Below are 1769 nucleotides of genomic sequence, written 5' to 3'. Positions count from 1 at the left end.
ATAGACAAATAATGTAAAAACAAAAGCAGGAGGCTGTCCTCAAAAGGTCGTTTTACCGACCTTTTGGGACAGCCTCCTGCCCAATGAATCTGCACTGATCAAACCGTCGTCCCCTGTTGTCCGTCGCTTCGTATTCAATTCGTTGAATACAGGCTGACGAGTTCGTACGTCACCGTCGTCCGGTTGTTTTCCCATTCCAGCTTTTTCACGACGGCGATGCCGCTCGCTTCGCTTTGCAGCGTCCGGCGCACTTCAAGCGGCACGTCGAGCGGATATAAGCGGTAGCCGTCTTTTTTCAGCACGAACAAATTGCCTTGGACGCGCTGTTCATTTCCTTTGGTCACAATGAGCGTCTGCAGCTCCATCGGCATGCCCATCCTGTCCGACCTCCTTGCTTTTGATCGATTCAAGTCGCGGCCCGTTTGAACCCTTCGCGACATCAAGCCGATTCCCGGCAACGGCTCGGTTCCGGATCCTTACCCAGCGAACGATCGGCCGCTCCGTCTCCCGCCGGCCATGGCCGCAAGCTCCCGGCGGTCAAAGACCAAACTCGGCGAAAGCCGTTTCCCCTTCTATCGTATCACACGGTCGGCTGTTGTTTCATCCACTCCGTAAGCCTTTTCACCGTCTCGCGGTTGGCGCGCGGTGGAAAATAGTGAGTGAACTCAGGAAAATACCATGCGGTCACTCGCTTGCCGAGCACCTTCAGTCGCCGTTCCAGCCGCCAGGCGTGTTCGATCGAGACGTTGTCATCGCGCCCGCCGTGGATGATGAGCACCGGCGCGCAGAGCCGCTCGAGATGATAAAGCGGGGTGCGATGCCGATAGCGCTCCGGGTATTTGTTCGGCGTGCCGCCGATGACGCGCTTCATCATCCGCCGTAAATCCGGACGTTCCCAGTACGTCAGCGCTACATCCGTCACGCCGCCCCAAACCGCGACGGAACAAACCCGTTCAGCGAGCATGGCGGCATGAAGCGCCATCGCTCCGCCGCGCGAGAAGCCAAACACGTGCACGCGCCCCGGATGGACGAGCGGGTGGCGGCGAAGAAGCTCAACTCCCGCGATGGCATCATAGCGGTCATCGCCGACAAAATCTTCGTTTCCTTCCCCGCCACCGTTGCCGCGATAGAGCGGGGCGAAGACGACAAAGCCGTGCGATGCGAATTGAATGAGGCGCGGCACCCGCACTTGCCCGACGTTTTTGATCCCGCCGCGCAAATACAAAAACCCGTCATACACCTTGTTTTGGTTTGGCACAGCCAAAAATCCTTTCACCTTCAGCCCTTGGGACATATAGGTGACAAAGAACACCTCGATGCCCGGATGCGGCGACGGAAACCGATAGTAGTCAATGATATCCCCGTCCATCGCTCTCTCTCCTTTCCACGCAAATTCCCCTCGTCCGAAGGCCAACAGGTGCGCACAACGCGTCCCGTCCGCCGCCCGTTCTCGGCCGAACACCCATTTTTTCTAGGAGGTCGGTGATTTCGTGCAAAATACTGCTGAGTTCCACCCATTTGTCAATTAGAGAAACCTTGCAGAATCGGCTTTCTTTTCTGAATGAAAATGCCTCCAGTTGGTGTGTGACAGCGATTTTTCACCAGCCTTCTAGGGGGCGGGTGATTTAGTGCAAAAACGACGGATTCCACTCATTTCTCAATTAGAAAAACCTTGCAGAATCCGCTTTCTCTTCTGAATGAAAATGCCGCCGATCGGGAGTTGACAATGGTTTTTCACCGGCCTTCTAGGAGGCTGGTGATTTAACGGA

Annotated in this window: 2 protein-coding genes; both read right to left on the bottom strand. The window is 55.9% G+C overall.

Annotation, left to right across the window (positions count from 1 at the left end; all coding sequences use genetic code 11):
• Positions 1-134: 134 nt before the first annotated feature.
• Positions 135-377 carry a DUF2584 domain-containing protein gene (locus B4113_RS08765; RefSeq protein WP_033844382.1) on the bottom strand — a complete coding sequence of 81 codons (243 nt, stop codon included), beginning with the start codon at positions 375-377 and terminating at the stop codon, positions 135-137.
• 203 nt (positions 378-580) lie between these two features.
• Entirely contained in the window at positions 581-1369 is a 789-nt protein-coding gene (locus B4113_RS08760) for a S9 family peptidase (protein WP_033844383.1), read from the bottom strand.
• Positions 1370-1769 lie beyond the last annotated feature (400 nt).

The sequence above is a fragment of the Geobacillus sp. B4113_201601 genome, from assembly GCF_001587475.1.
GTDB lineage: Bacteria > Bacillota > Bacilli > Bacillales > Anoxybacillaceae > Geobacillus > Geobacillus icigianus.
Note: the sequence above shows the minus strand (reverse complement) of the source record. Positions and strands in the feature narration are given on the sequence as shown.

Excerpts from the sequence above, each read along its gene's own strand:
- B4113_RS08765 (WP_033844382.1), bottom strand. The coding sequence starts at position 377 with ATGGGCATGCCGATGGAGCTGCAGACGCTCATTGTGACCAAAGGAAAT.
- B4113_RS08760 (WP_033844383.1), bottom strand. The coding sequence starts at position 1,369 with ATGGACGGGGATATCATTGACTACTATCGGTTTCCGTCGCCGCATCCG.